Consider the following 17,142-nt stretch of genomic DNA (forward strand, 5'->3'; position numbering starts at 1 on the left):
GGCATCGCATTGACGTGGACAGCCGGGGGGCTTGAACGCGCATGATCACACTGAAGTACTTCGCCGCTGTCCGGGCCGCTCAGAAGAGCCAGCGTCCCGTCGCCGAAATGCCGCCGTTCGACATCTATCGGCTGCGTTCCAAGGGGGGCATTGCCTCGCGCATCGCCGGCTTTCTTCTCGGCGATCCGCGCTGGCTGCTGGCGCTGCTGCGCCGCTTCTGGCCGAATCTCGGCTTCGGCAATTTCCTGCTTGTCACCAAGGGCGCGGATGTTCGCGATATATTGGAGCGCGGCGACGAGTTCGAGACGCCTTACGGGCCGGAAATGGCCGAACTGGCGAGGGGCTCGAATTTCATCCTCGGAATGCAGGACGGCGCCGCGTACCGGCAGATGAAATCGGCCGTGCTGAGCGCGTTCCCGCCGGCCGAGGTCGAAGCCATCGTCAGGCCGATCGCCGAGCGCCATTCGCGCGAGATCATGACCCGCGCCAGCCCCGGCTTCGACGCTATCGCAGGGTTGATGAAGATTGTGCCGGTGCGCATTTGCCGCGACTATTTCGGCCTTCAGATCGACGATGAGACCGAATTCGCCGACTGGTCGATCGCGCTCAGCGCGCTGTTCTTTTCCGATCCGACGGCAAATCCCGCCACGCGCCAGCTTGCCGTGGTCGGCGGCGATCGCCTGATCAAGATTATCGACCGCTCGATCGCCGCAGTCAGGGAAAGGACGGGCAAGGATGACAGGCCGCTGGCTCGCCTCGTCGCTCTGATGGACCAAGGGCGCCTGTCGCTGCCCGACATTCATTCCATCATGCTTGGCATGGTCGCCGGCTTCGTGCCGACCAATGTGCTGGCCGGCAGCAATTGCCTGGACGTGATCCTGTCGCGAGCCGACGCGCGGCACGCCGTGCATGAGGCTCTCGGCGCCGGCGATACCGACAAGCTCGACCGGGCGATCATGGAAGCCATGCGCTTCAAGCCGATTTGGATCGGACCCTGGCGCTACACCAGGCGCGACGCCGTGATCGGCAAGGGCACGCGTCGCGAGCGCCTGGTGAAGGCGGGAACGGTGGTGATGCCGGCGACGCTTTCGGCGATGTTCGATCCGGAGATCGTGCAACGGCCGAACGCGTTCGATACGTCGCGCCCGCATCGCGACTACATGGTGTTCGGTTACGGCATCCATTTGTGCATCGGCGCCGAGATCGCCCGCATCCAGATCGGTGAATGCATCCGCGCGCTGTTCAGCAAGCCGAAGCTGACCCGCGCGCGGGGCAGGGCCGGCAAGATGGTCAATGTCGGCGCCTACCCGGCAAGCCTCAAGGTCGATTTCGAGCGCTCACCGCTTTGCCGCACCGCCGAGCAGTCGATGGTGACGGTGGTTTGCCCGATTACCCGACCGATGCCGCTCGATGCGGTGCGCGACAAGGTTGCGGATCTCGGCAATCCGGCGATCGGCGAGCTCAGCGCCGCGCTCGACAAGGTCGGCACCATCCATTTCACCAGCCTGGCCGTCGCTCCGACGGGGAAGGATGAGAAAACGGGGGCCGAGACCGGCGCGCTGGTGCTGGAAATCTCAGGCGACGGCAGCACCGACGATGTCGTTGCCGCCATGGCGCACGCGATCGGTCACCGGCTGCGGCCGATCTTCAGGGATGTCTGCGGCCTCCCGGATGGCGGTTCGCTGGAAGACTTCCTGAAGAGGAAGCACATCGAGATATCGCCGTCCTTCGGCAGCGCCGCCGGGCTGGTTTTCTCCGGCACGCCGGGGCATTCCGTGCGCCGTATCCTGGCCGAGGCACGCCTCGCCGACAGCGTGCGCGAGATCGTCGAAAAGCCGCGCGCGGGTAGCGGCAATGCGATGGATGTGCTTGCCGAGGCGCGCCGCCATGTCCGGTGCCTCGGACAATTCGGCTGGGCATTCGAGCCCGCCGAAAGCCTGCTGGAAAGGCGGCCCGGCCATTGGTTGCAAGCGCTGACGACGACGCTGCTGACGCCGGCCATGTTCGCCACCGTCGCGATCGTCGTTCTGGCCTTCTGGCGCGTGACTTATGTGCTTGTATTCGGAAACCCGCATGGGGTTACCTTCACCAACATCGCGATCGCGGGCACCTCACTTCTGCTTTCGGTCCTCGGCCTGCTGGCCATTCTCGCCCTGTTCGTCGGGCTTTGCTTCCTGGCGTTGCGGCGGCTCGAGGACAAGGACCAGCCGGCGAGTACCCCTGTCCAGATCGGCGCGCTTGAAAAGATCCTCGCCCATGAGGACCACACCGCGCAGAACAATCTGACGGCGATCTCGACGATGAAGGCGGGCATCTTGCGGCGGCTGGCGCTGCGGCTCTCCTTCTACCTGATTTCGATATCGGCGCAGAAGGTGTTCAGGCCAGGCTTCCTCGCCACCATCAACACCATTCATTTCGCCCGCTGGGTGCTGTTGCCCGGCTCCAACAGGCTGATGTTCTTCTCCAATTACGGAGGCAGTTGGGAAAGCTATCTCGAGGACTTCATCGCCAAAGCCTCGGCCGGCCTGACCGGCGTGTGGAGCAACACCGACGGCTATCCGCGCACGCGCTGGCTGTTCCTGGACGGCGCGCGCGACGGCGATCGCTTCAAGCGCTGGGCGCGGCGCCAGCAGGTGCCAACACTGTTCTGGTACACCGCCTATCCGCACCTCAACACCACGCGTATCCGCATCAACTCCAGGATCAGGCGCGGCATCGCCTCGGCTACCGGCAACGAGGCGCGCGACTGGCTAAGCCTCTTCGGTTCCCTGCCGCGTCCGCAAGCGCAGCCGGCTGATGCGGGGAGCCTGCCGGTGCCTCCGTCCTTGCCCCTCGAAGAGCTGGAATCCGGGGAGATCCAGTCGATCTTCTTCGGGCCGTTCGGCGCGCTCGGCGACGCGCATATGCTTGCGATCCAGGTGCCGGACGGCCTGCCGGCGGCGAAGCGCAAGGCGTGGCTCGACTTCGTCATCGGCAAAACCAGCTTCGGCGACGGGGTGCCCGCGGGCCGCGCCATGACCGTGGCGTTCGGCCCCAACGGTCTGCGCCGGCTGGGGCTCGAAGGCGGCGTCGACGACGAACCGCTGGACACGTTCCCGGTCGCCTTCCGGGAAGGCATGGGTACGCCCGAGCGCAGCCGCATCCTCAACGACACCGGCCCCGACGCGCCCGACAAATGGCAGTGGGGGTCATCCGCCAAGCCCGTCGATGCCGTCATCGTCTGCTATGCCGAGACGCCGGCCTTGCTGAAGGCGGAGATCACGGCCATGAAGCGACAGACGGCAGGCGCCGGTATGTCGGTGACCGCCGAACTGCCGCTGAAGGTGCGGCGCGAGGGCAAGCGGGCTGTCGAGCATTTCGGCTTCGTCGATGGCATCTCGCAACCTATCGTTCGGGGTACGGCGCGCGCCGCCAAGGAAGCCGCGCCCATGCATCTGCTCGCACCCGGAGAGTTCCTGTTCGGTTACCGCGACGAGCATGGCTTCTACCCGTCTTCTCCCTCGGTCGAGGCAGCGCTGGACCGCGCCGGCATCCTGTCGCAGGTGCGGCGCAACCGCCAGATAACCGGGCAGCCGCCTCCGCCGCGTGATTTTGGCCGCAACGGCACGTTCCTCGTCATGCGCCAGTTCGAGCAGCATGTCGAATTGTTCGGCGATTATTGCAGGCGGGCCGCCCTGCAGGCCGCCGGCGAGACGGGCGATACGGCCATCACGCCGCGCTGGGTGGCGGCAAAGATGCTCGGCCGTTGGCAGGACGGCAGCTCGCTGGTGCGCAATCCGAACGGGCGGCCGGGCCGCGGCGTCGACAATGATTTCGCGCTCGGCGCCGAGGATCCGCAGGGACACGCCTGTCCACTCGGCTCCCACATACGCCGTTCCAACCCGCGCGATTCGCTCGGCGAGGACCGCGAGACGCAGACCAGGATCGGCAAGCGCCATCGCATCCTGCGCGTCGGCCGCACCTACGAGAAGAAGGACAGGGGCGGAAAAACCGAGAAGGGACTGCTCTTCATGTGTCTCAACGCTGATATCGAGCGCCAATACGAGTTCATCCAGCAGACCTGGGTCTCGTCGAACTCGTTCCAGGGGCTTGTCGGGGAGACGGACCCGACGATCGGGGCAAGGGGCGGCGGCGGCCGGTTCTCGATTCCGTCCTGGGAAAAGGTCACCGTGCTCAAGGATGTTCCCCAGTTCGTCACCACGAAAGGCGGCGGCTATTTCTTCATGCCGAGCCGCTCGGCGCTGCGCTACCTGATCTCGCGGTTGTGATCGGGGCGCTTAATGCATGTCGCCCAGAAATGTGCAGCGGTTCGCCTGAATCCGGTTCGGCGCGACGCGCTTTAGGCTGTCTGCTGCTTGGGCGAATCCGACGGACGGCGGTGGCGAAGTCGCCGACCCTACCGCGGCGAAATCGGCGAGCGCGTTACGGCGAAGTCCCCGAACTTGCTCAGTCGTCGTCCTGCGACTCGGCGATCTGGTGCAGCGCGGCGGCGTTGGTGATGCGCAGGCCGCCGCGCTTGATGGCGATCATCTGCCGGTTGCGCCAGTCGTTGAGGGTCTTGTTGACGGATTCGCGGGTCGCGCCGAGGAATTCGCCGAGCTCGGATTGCGAAATCGGAATCCAACCCGCGGAGTCGGCCATGACGCTGCTCAGGAACACCAGCCGCTTCGCCAGCCGTGCCTCGATGCCGAAAAAGGCCTGGTCGCCCAACTCGCCGCTGACCCAGCGCAGCCGCGTGCACAGCAATTCGATCATCGCTCGTGCGAGAGGCGGGTTTTTCTCAATGCGGTCAAAGAGTTGTGTCCGGCTCAGCGAAACCAGCTCGCATGCCGTGAGACAGCTGGCGGTGGCCGTGCGCGGGCGTCCGTCCAGTGCCCCGATCTCGCCGACAAGACTGCGCGACAGCTCGATATTGGCGACCAGCTTCTGCCCGCCCGGCGAATAGATCGAAATCTCGACAGTGCCGCTCATCACACCATAGATGCGGTCGGACGCATCCTCCTGGACGAACAGGTGCTGGCCGGCGGCGTAGCGCTCGAGCTTACAGCCCCCGAACAACAGATCGAACTGGCGCGGATCAATGCGCGCCAGGCGCGGCAGGTTGCTATCGTCCGCGCCGTTTGTAGCCATGATACGATTCCGCCTCTCGTTAGACGGAAATTGTAGGATAAGTGCGTGCTCGATCAAAGCGTCGTCTCCTTCTACGGTGGCTCTCCGCATTCGACGGGTGGCCGACAGACGTTCCAATGTCATGCCCGACACGTCGAAACCGGATAAGCCGGCAAACTGCAAGGAGACCGGGCGCACTGGCGGTTACGGACCGATCCTTCGAGAACGCCATCCGCGCGCTTGGGTGGGAGATACCCAGCGCGCAGACAGCAAATCTGAAAATGGCTAGGTGATCAAAATTCCTTCTCGAGAAACCGCATTCAGTCCGGAAGCCGCCTTTGGACCTTAAAGTCAGTCAGGTCCCTGGTGCCTCCGTCGCCATATCTGCGCGCAAACCTTGGCTGACGTATGTGAAGGTGGTCACAGATGCGCGCACGCCACGATTCCTGGTGGGAGGGGCAGGCCATGGCAGTCGCGAAAGGACTCCTTGTAAACGATTCGCGGCGACGGCGCGCGATGCCGCGCGCGGGCTAAGGGTGGAAGTGGATCTTGCCTGACAGTTCGCCACCGAGCCGATTGCGAAAAATCGAAAACCGCTCTATGGAGCGAGCGGCTGAATGAGGGCGGCCAGTCAACACATTGCACAAGGTCGCCCCATGCCCGATGCCTTCTCTCGCGTCATCGCCTTCCTTGCCGTGGTCATGGCTCTGCTGTTTGCCGGGCTGCACTTCCACCAGGGTCACATCATTGCCACGCTCTATTTCATGACCGGCGCCGTCCTGGTGACGGCCGTGACGCGCATGAATGTGAGGAGAGGATTGATTTAGCTGGAATCCGGGTATCGGCCATTCGTCAACGATGGCTGATGGCGGCGGTGTCTGGATTGAACCGGGACCCACTCGCGTCACCCACGCTGGAGGGCGTCGGCCTCTAGTTTCGAGCGCAGGCGCCATGTCAGTGCGCGGCCCAGTCGGGCACCTGCGCGCTCGACAACAGCATGCTGCAAATGAGCCAGCGGGGTGATGACGAGGACTGAAGAGATAAACGCGACGAGGGCTAGCACGATGGGAGGAACCCCTGCGCTGACGGCCCTTCCGAGCAGCGCTGGCATGTTCCAAAGAGCGATCAGCGACAATGCGTGCAACAAATAGAAACTGTACGAGATGCGGCCGAAATACCTGGCCGCTGCCATCAGACGACCTTCTCGCAAGGGATCGCCATAGGCGATAAACGTCGTGATCAAACCGGCAAATACCGTCTCGAGAATGACCGACCAGTTAGACCACCATCCGAGCAACGGGCGCGAGAGCGCGAACCCTGCGATCGCAAGCATGAGCAAAAAGGCCGGATGAGGAAGACGAGCGACTATCGTCTTTCCATAGGCGCAAGCGATCATTCCAACCACGAAGGAGTACAGGTTACCCAACGAAACGCCATTTCCGGGTGTTCCGGACCACTCCTTGCTGAATGACAGGCCGATCAAGACGAAGGCAGGCAGAAGCAAAGCGGCAGATCCCCATTGCCGCCAAGACCAATAGAGCGAGAATATCAGCGGGGCCGCGATCATTTCCGTTTGCAATGACCACATCACGCCGTTGATGTCGGCGCGCAACAGCAGCGCATTGGCTATCACATTGCTGGTCGAATAGGCTGCGGGTGGCCCAAGCGACATGCCGGTCAGCAGAAACAGCCCGACGAAGATCGCGACGGTCGAAAAGATGGCGGGGTAAATGCGCAGCACACGTCCTATGAAAAATGGGCCGGCGCTGCCCTTGGGATCATCGGTCTGCCGGCTGAGCATCATCATCAGAACAAAGCCGCTCAGGACGAAGAAAAACACGACGGCGCCGTGGCCGTTGCCTGCGATACGGAAGGCCGCATCGAGGTAGCTGTGGCTCCGATACAAGCCCGGCACCAGAGGGGGCGTTTGCCACGTCGCATCAAAATATGTCGCCTGGCCGCAATGAAAAAGCGCGACCATCAGCGCGGCCACGCCGCGAGACGCTTCCAGGCCAGGCACAAACTCACGGCGCGAAATAGCGATATCCCCCATGTCGCTGACCTTCCCAGCCGCTCTTGTCTCGATGCGCTCAGAAAGCACCGCGCGGCACCCCCGAACCGACTGTAGCCAAATTCCAGCCGCATAGGCTGCATTCCCTGCGCGCATTTGCGCGGAGGCTGTCGTAAGAACTGTGCAAAACCAAGGGAGATGGTGGGCGATGCAGGGATTGAACCTGCGACCCCACCCGTGTGAAGGGTGTGCTCTCCCGCTGAGCTAATCGCCCGCCTGTGGCCCGAAGGCCGAAGCGAGCCGCGATATAAGGTAGGCGAGCGCGTGAAGTCAAGGCGACGTGCCGAGGTTATTCCGCGGTTTGATTCCCCTGATTTTCTGTCGGCACGATTTGGCGCCGGCTCAGCGCGCCGCCGCGATCAGGCGCTCCGCTAGCTCAGGCGTCAGCGCGTCGAAATGCGAGATCACCAGGGTTGGCTCGAATTCGCGGACGTGGCGGTCGGTGTAGCCGAAATCGACCGCGACCACGGGAATGCCGGCTGCCTTGGCCGTGTCGATGTCGGTCTGCGAATCGCCGACCATCAGGGCGTTGTTCGGATCGCCACCGGCCAGCTGGATCGTCTCGGTGAGATGACGCGGGTCGGGCTTGCGGAAGGCAAACGTGTCCTGGCCGCAGATCGCGCCGAAATAGTCCGACATGCCAAGCGCGCCGATCAGCGCCACGGAATTGGCTTCATATTTGTTGGTGCAGACTGCCATCAGGTAGCCGGCGGCCTGAAAATGGTCGAGCGTCGCGATCACGCCGGGGTAGGGACGCGACTTGCCGGGAATGTTGAGCGTGTAATGGTCGAGGAAGAGCTTCAGCAGCCGGTCGTGCTCTTCAGCCACCAGCGCCTTGTTTTGCGCGGCATGCGCGCGTTCGATCATCACGCGGCCGCCATGGCCGACAAAGCGCCTGAAACCGGCTTCATCGACAGCGGCCAGATCGCTTGCCGCCAGGCTGTGATTGAGGCTGTCGAGCAAGTCCGGCGCCGTGTCGACCAGCGTACCGTCGAGGTCGAAGACAATGATCGGGCGGGTCATGGGCGGTCCTGCGAAATTCTCGTTGCCGCAGCCGATACAGGCTGGCCTGAGTTCAAGCAAGGAGCCTCGATCGGTCCACAGCGCCTTCGAGAAGGGAGCCTTTGACGCGACAGGCAAAAATGCTAGGAGGCCCGCGAAACCAGCGTAATCAGGGCTCCCCATGGATGCGAGGCAGTTGAAGGTCGAAGCCGCGCGGGCAGCGCTCGCCCATGTCGACAGCGGCATGCGGCTCGGCATCGGCACCGGCACCACCGCGGAAGAGTTCGTGCGGCTGCTGGCCGAGAAGGTCGCCACCGGCCTGACGGTCATCGGCGTGCCGACCTCGGAGCGCACCGCAGCACTTTGCCGCGAGCTCGGCGTGCCACTGTCGACGCTCGACGAGACGCCCGAACTCGACCTCACCATCGACGGCGCCGACGAGGTCGATCCCGACCTGACGCTGATCAAGGGCGGCGGCGGCGCGCTGCTGCGCGAAAAGATCGTCGCCGCGGCTTCCCAGCGCATGATCGTCATCGCCGACCAGTCCAAGATGGTCGAGACTCTCGGCCGCTTCCCGCTGCCGATCGAGGTCAACAAATTCGGCCTGCGCGCCACCGAGATCGCGATTGGCGCGGCCGCTGCCAGCCTCGGCCTTTCCGGCCCGATGACATTGAGGATGACGGAGGGCCAGCCATTTGTTACAGACGGCGGCCACTTTATCCTCGATGCATCTTTTGGCCGCATTCCGGATACAAGAGCGCTTTCGAATGCTCTCTTCGCCATTCCAGGCGTCGTCGAGCACGGTCTTTTCATCGGGCTGGCGTCAGCGGCCATCATCGCCGGCGGCGACGGCATCCAAACCGTGCATGCCGCCCGAAAACCAGGGAGTTCTATCGACCATGAAGTTGCATAAACGGGTTCGCCGCGTTTCGATGTTTCTGGCGGCCTCGGCCGTCCTTGCTCTGTCCTCGCCGGTGTTCGCGCAGGATGTCAGCGAATCGCACCTGAAGGCCGCGCGCGCGGCCGTCGCCGCGATCCATGCCACGGATTCGTTCGACAACATCCTGCCGCAGGCGGCTGCCGCGCTGGAGTCGCAGCTCATCCAGAAGAACCCCGACATGCAGGAGCTGATCGGCAAGACCGTGACCGAGAAGGCGCTCGGCTTGGCCTCGCGGCGCGCCGACCTCGAAAAGGAGGCGGCGCTTGCCTATGCCAAGGTGTTCTCCGAGAAAGACCTCAACGATATCGCCACCTTCTACAGTTCCGATGCCGGCAAGAAGCTGCTGGACAGCGGCCCCACCGTGACGCGTGACCTCGTGAAGGCCGCCGACATCTGGCAGAACGGCGTTGCCCGCGATCTCGCCCAGCAGGTCGGCGAGACGCTTGCCGCCGCCGCCAAGGCCGCGGCGCCGGCAGCGCCTGCTCCGGACGCCACCGCGCCCGCCGACGGATCGGCGCCCGCCGACAATTCCGCGAACTGATCAGCCTCAGATCGGCCGATCGCCGCTGGACCACAAAGCCCGGGTTTGCCCGGGCTTTTCTTTTGCCGTTTTGCAGCCTACCTGTGACCCGTCTTTCTTATCCGCAGGAGCCCATCGCGATGGCCGGTTATGACTATGATCTGTTCGTTATCGGCGGCGGGTCGGGCGGGGTAAGGGCGGCCCGGGTGGCGGCGGCGCTGGGCAAGCGCGTCGCCATCGCCGAGGAATACCGATATGGCGGCACCTGCGTCATCCGCGGCTGCGTGCCGAAGAAGCTCTACGTTTACGCCTCGCAATTTCCCGAACATTTTGCCGATGCCGCCGGCTATGGCTGGACGGTGCCCGAGGCAAGCTTCGACTGGCCGACGCTGGTCGCCAACAAGGACAAGGAGATCGCGCGGCTCGAGGCGATCTACAAGCGTAACGTCGAAGGCGCGGGCGGCGAGACTTTTCATTCGCGCGCCGTGCTGGTCGATCCGCACAGCATCTATCTGCAAGCCGAGGACCGCACCGTCAGCGCCGACCAGATCCTGATCGCCACCGGCGGCAGGCCGGCGCCGCATCCGGCGCTGTCGGGCCACGAGTACTGCATCTTCTCCAACGAGGCTTTCGACCTCAAGGAACTGCCGAAAGCGATCATGATCGAGGGCGGCGGCTATATCGCCGTGGAATTCGCCAACATCTTCCATGGCCTGGGCGTCGACACCACGCTGGTCTATCGTGGCCAGGAGATCCTCAGCCGCTTCGACATGGATCTGCGCCGCTCGCTGCACGAGACCATGGAGAAGAAGGGGATCAAGATCCTCTGCCCCGCGGTTTCGGAATGGGTGCGCAAGACGCCTGAGGGCAGGCTGGATGTGCTGCTGTCGAGCGGCCAGACGCTAACGGTCGACCAGGTGATGCTGGCGATCGGGCGTATTCCCAATACCGAGAATATGGGCCTGGAAGGCGTCGGCATCGAACTCAGCAAGACGGGCGCGATCGTGGTCGACAAATATTCGCGCACCAACCTCGAAAACATCTGGGCGATCGGCGACGTCACCCATCGCGTCCAACTGACGCCGGTCGCGATCCACGAGGCGATGTGCTTCATCGAGACCGCCTTCAAGGACAATCCGACCGCGCCGGACCACGACACCATTCCGACTGCTGTGTTCTCTCAGCCTGAGATCGGCACCGTCGGCCTTTCGGAAGAGGACGCGATCAAGCGCTTCCCCGACATTGAGATCTATCGCGCGTCCTTCCGTCCAATGCGGCACACACTGTCGGGGCGTGACGAGAAGATGCTGATGAAGCTGGTGGTCGACGGATCGACAAGGAAGGTGCTCGGCGCCCATATCCTCGGGCCGGATGCCGGCGAGATGGCGCAGCTTCTCGGCATCCCGCTGAAGGCGGGGCTTACGAAGGACGATTTCGACCGCACCATGGCCGTGCATCCGACCGCGGCCGAGGAGCTGGTCACCATGTACAAGCCGACTTACCGCGTGAGGAACGGCGAACGGGTCTGATCGCCGCGTGGGCGGCAGCCGCCGGCGATGCCAGCGGCTGCCAGCACGGCTCTAGATCGTTTCACCGTTTCACGGAAACGGCGAACCGCTCTATCTCTTTGTTTTGTCGCAATTTCCAGGCGGAAAACCGCTCACACTTTTCCGGAAATTGCTTTAAAGCAGCGTGCCGCGCAGGATCACCAGCGCCACCGAGAAGTAGATCACCAGCCCGGTGACGTCGACCAGCGTGGCGACGAACGGTGCAGACGCGCTTGCCGGGTCGAAGCCGATCCGCTTCAGCGCGAAGGGAAGCATCGATCCCGACAGCGAGCCGAAGGTGACGATGCCGATCAGCGCCGCCCCCACCGTCGCCGCGATCTGCATCCAGTGCGGACCGTAGTCGTAGAAACCGAAATACTGCCACAGCGCGATGCGGCAGATGCCGACCACGCCGAGGATCGAACCGAGCACCACCCCGGTCGGCAGCTCGCGCAGCGCCACCCGCCACCAGTCGCGCAGGCCGATCTCGCGCAGCGCCAGCGCGCGGATGACGAGCGAGGTCGCCTGCGAGCCGGAATTGCCACCGGAGCTCATGATCAGAGGGATGAACAGCGTCAGCACGATCGCCTTCTCCAACTCGCCTTCGTAGCTCTGCATGGCGTTGGCCGTCAGCATCTCGCTGAGGAACAGCGCGCAAAGCCAGCCGGCGCGCTTTTGGATCATGGCGAGGAAGCCCATCTTCATATAGGGCTCGTCCAACGCCTCCATGCCGCCGAAACGATGCACGTCCTCGGTCGTTTCCTCGATCATCGTGTCGATGATGTCGTCGACGGTGACGATGCCGAGGATTCTGCCGTGGTCGACGACAGGTAGCGCGAGCAGGTCGTATTTGGAGATGGTCTGCGCCAGGTTCTCGCGATCGGTCAGCGGCGTCACCGTCACCGGCCTACGATCAGGCGCCACCGACAGGATCGAATCCTCCGGGCTGCCCGTGATCAACCGGCGCAACCCGGTCGAACGCAAAAGGAGCTGCGTCTGCGGATCGACGATGTAAATGGCGTAGATGGTTTCGCGCGTGCGCTCAACCTTGCGGATGTAGTCGAGCGTGCGGCCGACGGTCCAATCCGAAGGCACGCTGACGAATTCCGTCGTCATGATCGAGGCGGCGCTGCCCTCAGGATAACCAAGGATGGACAGCAGCGTCGCGCGCAGCGGCGGGGCAAGCGCGCCGAGCAACTCCGAGCGGGCCGGTTCGTCCAGCTCGCGCAGGATGTCGGCCGCGCGGTCGACCGACATGGCGGTCAAAAGCTTGCTCGCCTTGGCGCGTGGCAGGGCTTCCGCGAGTTCCGGAGCGCTTTCGAGTTCCGGCTGATCAAAAATCTCGACCAGCCGCTCGAATGGAACCGCGCAGAGCAGCTCGATGGCCGTCTCACGGGGTTCGCGATTGAGGGCTTCGACGACGTCGGCGACGTGATCGTTGGCAAGAACACGGGCGACGGCGACGGCTTCGTCGTCCAGTACGGGTGCGAATTCGTTCATGGGCTCACTCCTTGCCGTCCGGCAGGACGCGAGCCATCAGGTCACGTCAAGGCGGACGGCGGTTGCGTTCGACTGTGACTGTCGCCAGGCATGGCGGGTTGACCTTTCTGCTCGCGGGGTAGCGCATGACCCCGAAAATCGACTTCGATTTTCGGAAAGGATCATGCGCAATTCTAAGTTTCTACAGCGTCCTTTACGCGTCCGAAGGACGCGTGGCGCTGTAGTTGGAAATCAGCGAGCGGGCGCAACATAGGAGCGGTTTTTGCCGAGTCAATCGCGAAGGGCGCTGAAAATGGAGGCGGGGAGGCCGGATCGCGAGACTGTGATCGAAGGCGGTCTAAGCCGGGCCCTGACCGCCGGCAAAGGCTTGGTATGACTGCTATTTCTGCTTCAGCCGGCGGAAGCGCAGCCATTTGTCCTCGGTCGGCCGCTGCGGCTGGGCGAGGATGGTGGTGAGCTCGCGCGGCAGGCTGGGAGCGAGCGGCTTCTTGGTGGCGACGCCATCGGCGATCGCGACCACACTGTGGTAGAATTCCTCGCCGGAGAGCGAGCGCGGTGGCACTGCCTCGTGCATGACGCTGATGACGGTGACGTTCGGACAATTGTCCTTGATCGCCTGGTGGAAGGCGATCTTGCCTTCGGGATCGAGCGCGCCGGTCGCCTCGTCGAGGAAGAGAAGCCCTGGCTGCTGCAGGATGATGCGCGCGACCACCAGCTTCTGCTTTTGGCCACCCGAAAGCACCTGATCCCAGATCTTGCCTTCGCGGCTTTCGTCGGCGAGGTGTTCGATGAAGTCGCCGAGACCGGCCTTGTGCAAAGCCGCCGCTACCTGGGTGTCGCCATGGTCGTGCTCTGAACCCGGCAGGCAGACGAGTTGCTTCAGCGAAACCTGCTGCAGCTTGACCTCCTGCGCGGCGTAGAAGCTCGTCACGCCTTCGGGGAAGACGATGGTGCCGCGCCCATAAGGCCACAGGCCATTGATCGCCTTGATGAGCGAAGTCTTGCCGCAACCGGACTCACCCTTGAGGAAGGTCCATTCGCCGCGGCGGAAGCGCAAATTGGCGGCGCTGAGAAAAGGCGTCGCGTCCTCGCCCTGATGGGCGAGTTCCAGCTTCTGGATGGTGAGACCGAACACCGGATTCTGGGTGGCGTAGCTGAAGTCGGAGCGGCCGGTCTGCTGGTAGAATTCCTGCGGGCGCTGGACGTTCTCGATGGCGCTGGCGAGTTCGGTCACGCGCTGGCTGTTGGCTCTGAGCGTCGCAATCGCCGGCATCACATGGATGAACCACGAGCACTGGCTGATCAGCTGGGCGACCATTTCGGAGCCGGTGATATAGCCTTTGTAATCCAGGCGGTTGTGGATGAACGACAAGAGGCCTGGCGCGTAGGCAACGATACGGGCGCCGACGAAATTGTAGATCAGCTCGAACGAGGTGTAGCTGGTGTTGACAACATTGAGCCGCCCCCACGTCTTGTCGATATCGACATAGAGCCTGTCATGCATCGACTTCTGCACGCCCTCGCCATGCGAGGCAGCAACGTGGAAGCTGCGGCGCAGGAATGTGATCAGTTCGCTGCGGTAGCTGCCCTCGGCTTGCTGCATGCGGACGTTGAGCCGCTCGAGCAAGCGCCCGAGCTTGACTGCGATCCAGGTGTTCAGCGGCACGTAGATGGCGACGGCAAGAAAAGCCAGCACCGCGGTGCCGTAGCCGCCCAGGAATTCCAGGCCTTTGACCTCGACCGACGATCCGATCAGGTTTTCGCCGATGAAGTAGAGCGAAGTCGCCACGCCAAGCACGCCCATGGCAAGCCCGATGGCGCCACCGGTCATGTCCTTTATCGATTCCTGTACGCGCTGGTCGATATTGTCGGGAGCGACGATGCCGCCGGGCGCCGAACCATGCTGGGCATGGAAATGGGTATGGTTGCCGTCGAGCAGGGCCTGGTTGAACTGGTTGTTCAACCAACCGCGCCATTTGCGGTGCAGGGTCGTTGAAACGAGGTTGCGCACGCCGGTGAAGCCGGCATCCTTCAGGATCACCAGCAGCACCAGTATGCCGGCATTGGTAAGAATGGTCTGCAGCGGATGGGTGTTGGCGGCATCGTGGAGGAAGGCGATCGAATTGCCGAGTTCGCCCAACGCCACGGCAAACCAAACGCCGGCCTTGCTGGAGAGAGCGGTGAGGGCCGCGATAACGAGGGTGAGCGTCCAGGCTTCCTTCCACCGGTCGGAGAACCAGTAGGCTCGCATCAGCCCCCAGAATGTACGCATCGACGATACCGGCGTCAGGGACGAGGTCTTTGCCTCGCTGGATGTTTGCTCCGGTACTGCACGTTGCGGTCTACCGACCCCAGTCACGATCCCGCCCAAACCTTTCTAGTTTTGTTACACAGAGTAACACCAATTGATCATTTTCCATTAATTTTCTGGCTGGGAATGTGAACAGGGTTACCCGCCGTGGCGCGAGGGCAACAGAAAGCCAATGCCGGAAGATCATTCATCGCGCTGATTTCGACTTTTATTCCAAGGCGTTAAAGGCAATTGAGCCAGTCGCTGGTGAGTTTCCCTTAGGGAAGCAAAAAACACGGGTTTGTGAACGAAAAACAGGTGCCGATCTGCCGAAATGGCTACTGCGCGGTCACCAGAACGCCCGAAAACTTACCGTCCGTGAGCTGTTCCAGCCGGCCCGATTCGTCTTTTCCCGACCCGCTGAAATGACCGGAGATGGTCTTTGCGGCTGCGTCGTATTTGTCGATCACGATCGCGCCGGTGGCAAACCGGACATGGCCGACCATGGCGCCGGAATCGAGGATGTTGAAATTGGCGCTGTTGGCGAGTGAGCCCGTCTTGAGCGGATAGGTGCCGGCAAGGTCGTTCGGATCCTTCAGCACCATCATCGAATTGAAGGTCATGGTCGGCGACCCCTGTTCTGTTCCCGACAAGTTCAGCATCGGCTTACCGCCCATCTGCATCGTCTGGGCCACGGTGAAGGACGCCGTCCAGGGCTTGCCTTCGAAAGTCGCCGACATGACGGCTTCCTCGGCGGACACGCGCTGCAATGTCAGCGGAAGCCCAAGGGCGAGAGGCAAGCACAACAGCAACAATGCGCGACGCCCGACCGCCATGCAGCACCCCTCAAATCAGCTGAATCCTTGGCAATTCTAGCTCAGGGCGGGCGTACGAGGCGATTCACCAGATCGTGTTTGGCGGCGGGACAGGATTTGACAACGGCGCCCTCCCGGGTCGAACCTGCCCGGCGATGGTTTATGTCGAAGGGGGATGCCATGCCTGCACGGAGAATTGCTGTCGCGCTGCTCAGCATTTTCACCTGTGTGTCGGTGGCGGATGCCGGCAGTCAGAGCATTCCGGCCAGCGCCGAAGGCCAGGTCGAGTTCAACACGCCATCCGGCAATATCGGCTGCATCTACACGCCGAAGGGCGGGACCGGCACCTACCAGCCGCAGGATGGCGGCCCGGAACTTTCCTGTTCACGCGTCGAGCCGAGCTACGTCACGGTGATTTTGGGACCCAAAGGGCCGGCGACACTGATCAAGAATCCCGGCGAGCAGGGTTGTTGCAGCGACGTGACCAAGCTCGGCTACGGCAACAGCTGGAGCAAGGGGCCGTTTTCCTGCCAGTCGTCTACAAAGGGACTGGGCTGCACGGGCAGCAATGGCCACGGATTCTTCCTGAGCAAGGCCAAGGTGACCGCGAAGTAGGGCGTAATTTCAAGCGGACCGCGCACAAGGAACGCTCAGCCCGCGGCGGTTTCCAGCTCGCCGCGCGCCTTGGCGTGGGCGACCTGGCGGATGGCGTCGGCAAGCGTGTCGGCATCCTGCGCGCCCATGACGGCATATTTGCCTTCGAGCAGGAAGCAGGGCACGCCGGTGATGCCCATGCGCGAAGCAGTGGCAATCTCGTTGCGGACGGCCTCGACGTCGGCGTCGGTCGGCAGCAGTGTCTCGACCACTGATGCATCCATGCCGGCCTCTCCGGCAGCCTTGACCAGCACGGCATGGTCGCCAATGTTGATTCCTTCCTCGAAATTCAGCTGGAAGAGGCGGCGCACCAGCCGGTTCTGCACACCCTCGCCCGCGGCGCTAGCCCAGCGGATGACGCGATGAGCGTCCAGCGTGTTGGCCGCGACCTTGATGGCGCCAAATGCAAAATGGATGCCCTCGGCTTCGCCGAGCGGTTCGATGCGAGCATGGATCTGTTGAATGCGTTCCTCGCTGCCGAACTTGCTCAACATATATTGGCGGCGATCCATGCCTCCAGGCGGGATGGTCGGATCGAGTTGGAACGGCCGCCAGCGGACATGCACGTCGACGTTCGCCGTGGCAATGGCCTTGTCGAGGCGCTTCTGGCCGATGAAGCACCAGGGGCAGACGACATCGGACACCACGTCTACGGTGATGGAGTTCTCGGCGCTCATGCTCGTCTCCTGTTTGG

The 17,142-nt window shown here is 63.1% G+C and carries 13 protein-coding genes and 1 tRNA gene; 6 read left to right on the forward strand and 8 right to left on the reverse strand.

Going from position 1 to position 17,142, the window contains the following annotated elements:
- Positions 1 to 41: 41 nt before the first annotated feature.
- Positions 42 to 4,268, forward strand: coding sequence for a cytochrome P450 (locus CK230_RS15490; protein WP_095818039.1), 4,227 nt, complete (start codon positions 42 to 44; stop codon positions 4,266 to 4,268).
- A gap of 178 nt (positions 4,269 to 4,446) precedes the next feature.
- Here CK230_RS15490 and CK230_RS15495 read toward each other — a convergent pair whose 3' ends face one another.
- Positions 4,447 to 5,130, reverse strand: a complete 684-nt coding sequence (locus CK230_RS15495; protein WP_095818040.1) for a Crp/Fnr family transcriptional regulator — start codon at positions 5,128 to 5,130, stop codon at positions 4,447 to 4,449.
- 635 nt (positions 5,131 to 5,765) lie between these two features.
- Between CK230_RS15495 and CK230_RS33115 the strand changes: the two genes are divergently transcribed.
- Positions 5,766 to 5,936: a hypothetical protein gene (locus CK230_RS33115; RefSeq protein ID WP_164772347.1), complete on the forward strand. Its 171-nt coding sequence runs from the start codon at positions 5,766 to 5,768 to the stop codon at positions 5,934 to 5,936.
- 77 nt (positions 5,937 to 6,013) lie between these two features.
- Here CK230_RS33115 and CK230_RS15500 read toward each other — a convergent pair whose 3' ends face one another.
- From CK230_RS15500 to CK230_RS15510, 3 genes are all read right to left on the reverse strand, one after another.
- Complete coding sequence (locus CK230_RS15500) at positions 6,014 to 7,162, reverse strand: acyltransferase (RefSeq protein WP_176480110.1); 1,149 nt, start codon at positions 7,160 to 7,162, stop codon at positions 6,014 to 6,016.
- Positions 7,163 to 7,319: 157 nt separating this feature from the next.
- Positions 7,320 to 7,394: transfer RNA gene (locus CK230_RS15505), tRNA-Val, on the reverse strand.
- A 128-nt stretch (positions 7,395 to 7,522) separates the two neighbouring features.
- Positions 7,523 to 8,203 carry a phosphoglycolate phosphatase gene (locus tag CK230_RS15510; protein WP_095818042.1) on the reverse strand — a complete coding sequence of 227 codons (681 nt, stop codon included), beginning with the start codon at positions 8,201 to 8,203 and terminating at the stop codon, positions 7,523 to 7,525.
- 160 nt (positions 8,204 to 8,363) lie between these two features.
- Here CK230_RS15510 and rpiA point away from each other — a divergent pair, with 160 nt between their 5' ends.
- The 3 genes from rpiA (at position 8,364) to gor (ending at position 11,171) form a co-directional block, all read left to right on the forward strand.
- Positions 8,364 to 9,095 carry a ribose-5-phosphate isomerase RpiA gene (gene rpiA / locus CK230_RS15515; RefSeq protein ID WP_095818043.1) on the forward strand — a complete coding sequence of 244 codons (732 nt, stop codon included), beginning with the start codon at positions 8,364 to 8,366 and terminating at the stop codon, positions 9,093 to 9,095.
- The gene (locus CK230_RS15520; protein ID WP_095818044.1) at positions 9,082 to 9,663 is read left to right on the forward strand and encodes a DUF2059 domain-containing protein; all 582 of its coding nucleotides are present in this window, start codon (positions 9,082 to 9,084) and stop codon (positions 9,661 to 9,663) included. Before rpiA ends, CK230_RS15520 begins: the two co-directional genes overlap by 14 nt.
- Before the next feature lie 119 nt (positions 9,664 to 9,782).
- Positions 9,783 to 11,171 (forward strand): glutathione-disulfide reductase, encoded by a 1,389-nt coding sequence (gene gor, locus CK230_RS15525; RefSeq protein WP_095818045.1) that lies wholly within the window; start codon positions 9,783 to 9,785, stop codon positions 11,169 to 11,171.
- 153 nt (positions 11,172 to 11,324) lie between these two features.
- Here the strand turns inward: gor and mgtE are convergent, their stop codons facing one another.
- From mgtE to CK230_RS15540, 3 genes are all read right to left on the reverse strand, one after another.
- Positions 11,325 to 12,689 carry a magnesium transporter gene (mgtE, locus tag CK230_RS15530; protein ID WP_095818046.1) on the reverse strand — a complete coding sequence of 455 codons (1,365 nt, stop codon included), beginning with the start codon at positions 12,687 to 12,689 and terminating at the stop codon, positions 11,325 to 11,327.
- A gap of 379 nt (positions 12,690 to 13,068) precedes the next feature.
- Positions 13,069 to 14,961, reverse strand: coding sequence for an ABC transporter ATP-binding protein/permease (locus CK230_RS15535; RefSeq protein WP_176480111.1), 1,893 nt, complete (start codon positions 14,959 to 14,961; stop codon positions 13,069 to 13,071).
- A 356-nt stretch (positions 14,962 to 15,317) separates the two neighbouring features.
- Positions 15,318 to 15,719: a DUF6252 family protein gene (locus CK230_RS15540; protein WP_141246036.1), complete on the reverse strand. Its 402-nt coding sequence runs from the start codon at positions 15,717 to 15,719 to the stop codon at positions 15,318 to 15,320.
- Between the two features lie 255 nt (positions 15,720 to 15,974).
- Here CK230_RS15540 and CK230_RS15545 point away from each other — a divergent pair, with 255 nt between their 5' ends.
- Positions 15,975 to 16,409: a hypothetical protein gene (locus CK230_RS15545; RefSeq protein ID WP_095818164.1), complete on the forward strand. Its 435-nt coding sequence runs from the start codon at positions 15,975 to 15,977 to the stop codon at positions 16,407 to 16,409.
- 35 nt (positions 16,410 to 16,444) lie between these two features.
- Here CK230_RS15545 and CK230_RS15550 read toward each other — a convergent pair whose 3' ends face one another.
- On the reverse strand, positions 16,445 to 17,125 hold the full coding sequence (locus tag CK230_RS15550) for a DsbA family protein (RefSeq protein WP_095818048.1): 681 nt from the start codon (positions 17,123 to 17,125) through the stop codon (positions 16,445 to 16,447).
- Positions 17,126 to 17,142: the final 17 nt, after the last annotated feature.

The organism is Mesorhizobium sp. WSM3859, from assembly GCF_002295065.1.
GTDB lineage: Bacteria > Pseudomonadota > Alphaproteobacteria > Rhizobiales > Rhizobiaceae > Mesorhizobium.

What these genes read in the sequence shown, in the direction of transcription:
- CK230_RS15495 (WP_095818040.1), bottom strand. Translation starts at nt 5,130, where the DNA reads ATGGCTACAAACGGCGCGGACGATAGCAACCTGCCGCGCCTGGCGCGC.
- CK230_RS15520 (WP_095818044.1), top strand. Translation starts at nt 9,082, where the DNA reads ATGAAGTTGCATAAACGGGTTCGCCGCGTTTCGATGTTTCTGGCGGCC.
- CK230_RS15540 (WP_141246036.1), bottom strand. Translation starts at nt 15,719, where the DNA reads ATGTCGGCGACTTTCGAAGGCAAGCCCTGGACGGCGTCCTTCACCGTG.
- CK230_RS15490 (WP_095818039.1), top strand. Translation starts at nt 42, where the DNA reads ATGATCACACTGAAGTACTTCGCCGCTGTCCGGGCCGCTCAGAAGAGC.
- mgtE (WP_095818046.1), bottom strand. Translation starts at nt 12,689, where the DNA reads ATGAACGAATTCGCACCCGTACTGGACGACGAAGCCGTCGCCGTCGCC.
- gor (WP_095818045.1), top strand. Translation starts at nt 9,783, where the DNA reads ATGGCCGGTTATGACTATGATCTGTTCGTTATCGGCGGCGGGTCGGGC.
- CK230_RS15535 (WP_176480111.1), bottom strand. Translation starts at nt 14,961, where the DNA reads ATGCGTACATTCTGGGGGCTGATGCGAGCCTACTGGTTCTCCGACCGG.
- CK230_RS33115 (WP_164772347.1), top strand. Translation starts at nt 5,766, where the DNA reads ATGCCCGATGCCTTCTCTCGCGTCATCGCCTTCCTTGCCGTGGTCATG.
- CK230_RS15545 (WP_095818164.1), top strand. Translation starts at nt 15,975, where the DNA reads ATGCCTGCACGGAGAATTGCTGTCGCGCTGCTCAGCATTTTCACCTGT.
- CK230_RS15500 (WP_176480110.1), bottom strand. Translation starts at nt 7,162, where the DNA reads ATGGGGGATATCGCTATTTCGCGCCGTGAGTTTGTGCCTGGCCTGGAA.
- CK230_RS15550 (WP_095818048.1), bottom strand. Translation starts at nt 17,125, where the DNA reads ATGAGCGCCGAGAACTCCATCACCGTAGACGTGGTGTCCGATGTCGTC.
- rpiA (WP_095818043.1), top strand. Translation starts at nt 8,364, where the DNA reads ATGGATGCGAGGCAGTTGAAGGTCGAAGCCGCGCGGGCAGCGCTCGCC.
- CK230_RS15510 (WP_095818042.1), bottom strand. Translation starts at nt 8,203, where the DNA reads ATGACCCGCCCGATCATTGTCTTCGACCTCGACGGTACGCTGGTCGAC.